This window comes from Roseiconus lacunae, from assembly GCF_008312935.1.
Classification (GTDB): Bacteria; Planctomycetota; Planctomycetia; order Pirellulales; family Pirellulaceae; genus Stieleria; species Stieleria lacunae.
The window spans coordinates 1-5766 of the sequence record NZ_VSZO01000065.1 but is presented as its reverse complement, the minus strand read 5'-3'; the positions used below and the strand labels follow the sequence as shown (position 1 = coordinate 5766).

Genomic DNA, 5766 nt, shown 5'->3' with positions numbered 1-5766 from the left:
AGCCTGACGAACAAAGTGGTGCACCGCAGTCGGCGAGTTGGGTTTACATTTGTGTTTACATCACTCGCGCCGACGCGGTGACCACAATCGTTCGTCGACGGATCAAACCGAACCGCATACATGAGTGGAATCTCCTCAAATCCTTATCAGGCTTCGAACAGCAGTGCTCCACCGACAGTCGGTGGTTGCTGGTCGCGCTGGTTTCCGCACGGAATCGGAACCCGTTTTGGCCAACTCATGGCGATGGGCATATTGGTTGTTTCAGGTTTTTTCTTTGGCCCGTATCTGCTAGTTCTCGAGATCAATCTGCTCTCATTCGCGTGTTCACCGACAACCGTCGTTCGGAGCGGGAGTTGGCAGGACGGCTTTCAAGAGCTATTCCACTTGATTTTGCTTCCTTCAATTTTTCTTGCAACTCCGGCAGTTGCGGGTGTCGTGCGAGTGAGACGATGTTGGATTGTATGCCTTGCTGGAATCCCTGTCGGTTTCTATCTATACCAATGTTGGAATTTCCAGGCCAATGGCTACGGGGCGATAGGGCTCTGGTACGCTGCGAAAGAATCACTCCTTCCGGTCGTTTCATTGCTCCTCGGAATTGTCGCTGGTTCGTTCATTTCCGAACGTGCGATTCCTAGATTTCGACGTTGGGACTTCGTCTTGATCGCAACGATTGTTTTCGTCGTTGCGTTGGCTGTTGTGACAGGGAGTCGAGATGCGGTTTTTGGTTTTTGAGCATCGTCATTGCCCTGGCAACTTGGCGGAGTATCGCGCTGCTCGACGACAGGGATGCTCGACGAACAACGCGTTGCACCGAAGGCACGGAGTCGGATCTAATTTGAATTGACATCGTTCGCCGTGCCTCGGTGAACGCCACCGTTCTGCCATTGAAGATTTGACACATGATGCAAATGCCCACCGTTTATGACGATGACATCCTCAACGTCGAAGGTGGTTCTTACCCTGATGGCACGCCAACACGAACGACCGTCTATTCCATCGTTTACCCGCCTGTCGGATTTTTCCCTTTCGCTGCAACTGGAAACGGTGACTATCACGGATTCTACTGGCCAATTGGATGCGAAGATCGGCCACCGATGGTGGCGTACAGCAGCCATGATGCATACGCATTGATCCCGGAACACGGCGATCTGACTTCCGCCGGGCGTTGCCAACTTGCCCGCGACGAAGACCGAAAGCTTACATACGAGTTTGAATCGGCATTTGATGCCGTGAACGTTCCACGACCTACGGTCTCTATTCCCGATGTCGTTGCCGTCGACGACCACAAGCAACTCCTGATGCTTGATCCTGACTCGCCATTCCGAAATTGTGCCGTTGCCGACCAACTGATCGCTGCCAACGAACTTGACGACGCGGAATCACATTACCGCAAAGCGGTCGACCTTCTCCCGGAGTATGGGGCTGCTCACTTTGGCCTTGGGTATCTGCTTCGGCGGACGCGGCGGCAATCGCAGGCATCAATTCACTTGCGCCAATCCCTGCTCTGTCCCCTTGCTTTCTGGGACGGTTGTTTCTGGTCCGATCACATTCTACCGGGTTCCTTCCGGCCCGATTGGGCCCGCAAAGCGCTCCTGTGGCTACAGAAGCTCAAGGAACCCGATGATTCTCTTCGCGACGATCCGTTCATGCAGAACGTTCAAGACCTGACTCTCGATACTGGTGTCGCGGAAAGCCGCGATATCGAATTGTCGATTGCAATGGTTGACGATTATCACCGACGTGGACAATTTCTCGATGCCGTTTTCATGTGGATTACTATTGGAGACCGTGCCGCGCTTGAAACAACGTCCTTTCGCGAACGATACGGCCTGACGGCACGTTCATTCGGCACACGCTTGGCTAGGCTATTTCGTGATGCCGGGATTGAGCGCCGCGCGGAACTCGTCGACAATATGATTTCGATGATGGAGAAACCTGAGGGGCTCTATCTCTAACGCGAAGAAGGCAGAACCATGGGTTGCAACGGAGGCCGCGAGCTGACGTTTTTGAAGTGGAAAGTCCTTCGCGCGGCCCCGCTGAACCCCGCCGTTCGTCGTGCTACTTCACGTTCGTTGGTTCATTCACCTTCGAATGCGGATTTAATCCGACGCCTGTCGTTGTGGCTGGACTTGGGCCCATCGCGTCGTAACGCGACCTTTGTTTCCTGGTGATCGCTCTTGATGTCACGGGTTGATAGATCATCGTCTCCAATCGGATGATGGCTTGGCGATTCGCAACGCGAATCGCGTCCGTCGTGCCGGATGACTCACGTAGGGGCCCATTGATTGGCAACGTGACATCAGTCGCCTGTTGATCGCACCTGATGTTGCGGTTTGGCTGTCGCGCCTGTCCCATCGCATAGGCTCACGTACCGGCCCATCCAATGACGACGGAACCTCTGTCGCTTGTTGATCGCAATCGTAGTCACGGTTTAACATCGTAATCCCACTTGACAATAAGGCCCATCACCACGCAGCGATTGCTACAATGGTTCTGGCCCGTCGAACTTCCAGCCGGCGGCAAACGTAGCCTGACGAACCAAGTGGTGCACGTGCGGACTGGCAAGGTCTGCTTGACTAGCGGGTGGGAATCCCGCCTGGGTAAGCGTTAGCCACGTGCCCAGTATCGAGTGTTGCAGGCTGCGTATAAGAACAGTGTTTGAAATCGTAGCTTGAAGCGTACACAGAAAGGTAGTGAGGATGAATCGACTGTGGGTGGCCCCGCAGCGATGAATGGAAGTAGCCCCGAAATTTGGTAACTGTTGGATTCTGCCCAAGGTTTGTGCATGCCTGAAGGCAACATCGCTTGCAACGTCAACGGCGAGTTGTAAGCGAAGACCCGGGGTCGGCGACCCATTCGCGCTACACACAACGTCAAGTAGGCAACCAGTGAGGCCCTGGTGTTCTTTGCTTGACCATGACAGCCAGTCATGGCAAGCCGAGTATGTTTCGAGGAGTGGAATAAGCGACGAGAACAAATGACGCCCAGGGAGTCGGACGACCGCATAGTACCGCTGAAGCTTGAATGCCAATCAAGTGGATCGAAGTCGAGTAATATCGATGCAGGGAAGGCGGTCGGGCCAAAACGCGATCCAGATCTCACATCGACCGCACGCAGTGGCGGAGAGTCGGTGCTAATGCGACTGGATCGCATCACCAGTAGAGCGGAATCGCAACCGGAAGAGGTTTTCGATAACCTTTTCTCCGCTCTCAATTATGAGTTGCTTTGGTACGCGTTCCGCCGATTGAAACGCGGTAAAACGCCGGGAGTTGATGGCGTCACGGTCGAGGATTACGAGGAGCACCTTGAAGCAAACCTTCGGGATCTCCTTCAGCGTCTGCACCAGGGCAGCTATCGACCATTACCGAGTCTGCGAAAGTTGATCCCGAAGGGGAATGGCAAAACGCGGTCGCTCGGTATCGCTTGCGTGGAAGACAAGCTCGTTCAACGAGCGATGGTGATGATTTTGGAACGGATCTACGAAGTGGACTTTCTCGACACATCGTACGGCTACCGGCCCAAACGATCGCCTCACCAAGCACTCGCGGCGCTCGGTCATTCGATTGCGACTCGACGAGTGAACTGGATCAGTGACGCAGACGTCGAAGGTTTCTTCGACAATGTCTGTCACGAGCGTTTATTGGAACTGCTGCGTTTACGCATCGGGGACCCGAGAATGCTCAAACTGATCGGTCGCTTTCTGAACGCAGGCGTGATGATCGAAGGGCGGCTAGAGGCAACCGAAGAGGGCGTGCCGCAAGGCGCGATTCTCTCTCCACTACTTGCAAACGTGTACCTGCATTACGTGCTCGACAAATGGTTCGAGCGTGATGTGAAGCCACGGCTGCATGGCGAAGCCTATATGGTTCGATTCGCGGATGATTTTATCTGCTGTTTCGAGCATGAGTGCGACGCACGGAGCTACCAAGCGGTGCTGCCAAAACGTTTAGCTCGCTATTCGCTTTCAATCGCCGAGGAGAAAACAAAGTTGATTCGTTTTGGACGTTTTGCGAGACGCGATCTCCAGCGTCTTGGCAATACAGCCCCAGAAACGTTCGACTTCCTCGGATTCACCCATTACTGCGGGCGAAGTCGTGCAGGCCGTTTTAAACTGAAGAGGAAGACGTCAACGAAGAAGCTACGGATGAAGTTGTTGGATATGCGACGCTGGTTGCAGAGCCAGCTTTCGACTCCGGTTGGAGAGATGTGGCAAACGCTACGGGCGAAGCTGCGCGGTCACTATCAGTATTACAGTGTCAATGACAACTGGCCGATGCTGATGGCTTATCGCGGCAAGGTTCTCGCCTTGGCGAAACGCCATCTGAGCCGTCGGAGTCAAGCGAGCTATGTCAATTGGCGCCAGTTCTACCACTTCGTCGATCGCTACCCGTTGCCATGTCCACCGAAGATAACGGATCTGATTGCGATGGCCCGCGTTGGCGGTCGGTGAGCAGTGTTGGCTGGGAGCCGGATGCTAGAAAGAGGCACGTCCGGATCTGAGAGGGGCCGGAGGTCAATGCGGCACGGTTAGAATATTGTGACACCACAAATGGGAAACCAGTGGTCAACAGTGAACACAAACCCTAACCTAAACCAAAGAGACCCCGGTTTACTCGCCCGCAGTCGGCGAGTTGGGTTTACATTTGAATTCACGTCACCCGCGCCGACGTGGTGACCACGAAACGTTCGTCGTGCTTGGTTACGTTCGTTGGTTCTTCTGGCTTCGAACTTGGGACAATGCACAAGCCGGATAGGGTGACCGCAGTCGGCCCACCGCATGATGACGCGACCTCAGTTTCCTGATGATTGCTCCTGATGTCGCGGTTTGGTAAACGTTTCCAACGGCCAACAATCGCCAACAATGGATCGTGATCCTGTACGCCCATTTCTTTATAGAGGCGGAGTCTCCGAATGACCCCAACACTCGATCATGCCTCTCGATCGGATTTCACTTGAATCCGGTACCGCGGTTTGAACACCCTATCCTGATCCCGATCCCGACTGATGGATCGCCCCACACTGGTCAGCGATCGTTACAATGAATCACGACCGTCCAATACCACGCTGGCGGCAACCGTAATTCGACGAACCGTGTGATGAACGGGAGTCGCGGGCGCTGCTGTTTCCTGAGTTCAGGATGTTTGGCCGCGACGCCGTTATCACCAACGTTACCCGATTGAAATGCATGGATCCTAATCCGTACTCGCCCGCGACCACTGCCCACCAACGGACCTCTGCAGTGCCGGAACCCGTCCGCGCCACATCGGCCCCAAACACAAAGCGTGACATCGGTTTCGCTGCTTCGATGCTAGGTTGCGGGCTCATCGTCATAATTGCCTTCATCTACTTCGCGCGCTCCCCACCTGGGCAAGACCCTACTCTCGACGATACCGAACAATTCGCAGAGGCACTTGGCCATGGATTCGTCGGACTGATGCTGATACTTGCCGGATTAGTTGCAAGCCTGGTGCTGGGCGGTGTTGGCGCATGCCTTGGCAGCAAAGCCGGAAAGGCACTACTGTTGGTTGGGTTGATTTTTGCGATACTATTGGGGTGCCTCGCCACGGTTTCTCATTATGCTCGAACCGGCGGGTAACAATCGCGTGAACCGGAGAACGCGAGCCGAGCGTTTTGAAGTTGAGAATCTTTCGCGCGTTCCCGGTTACGCGGGGCGTTCCCCGACTGACGACCGAACGCGAATTGACGCTGAATCCGTATGACCCCGCTGAGAGCACAACCGCGACTGTCGGGTTCGATAAGTCTCAG

At 54.6% G+C, this 5766-nt stretch carries 2 protein-coding genes; both read left to right on the top strand.

All coding sequences use genetic code 11. From position 1 onward, the window contains the following. The first annotated feature begins 899 nt into the window (after positions 1-899). Positions 900-1955 carry a tetratricopeptide repeat protein gene (locus FYC48_RS25300; protein ID WP_149499599.1) on the top strand — a complete coding sequence of 352 codons (1056 nt, stop codon included), beginning with the start codon at positions 900-902 and terminating at the stop codon, positions 1953-1955. Positions 1956-2929: 974 nt separating this feature from the next. Further along, positions 2930-4450 (top strand): group II intron reverse transcriptase/maturase, encoded by a 1521-nt coding sequence (gene ltrA / locus FYC48_RS25295; RefSeq protein WP_200836702.1) that lies wholly within the window; start codon positions 2930-2932, stop codon positions 4448-4450. The last annotated feature ends 1316 nt before the right edge of the window (positions 4451-5766 follow it).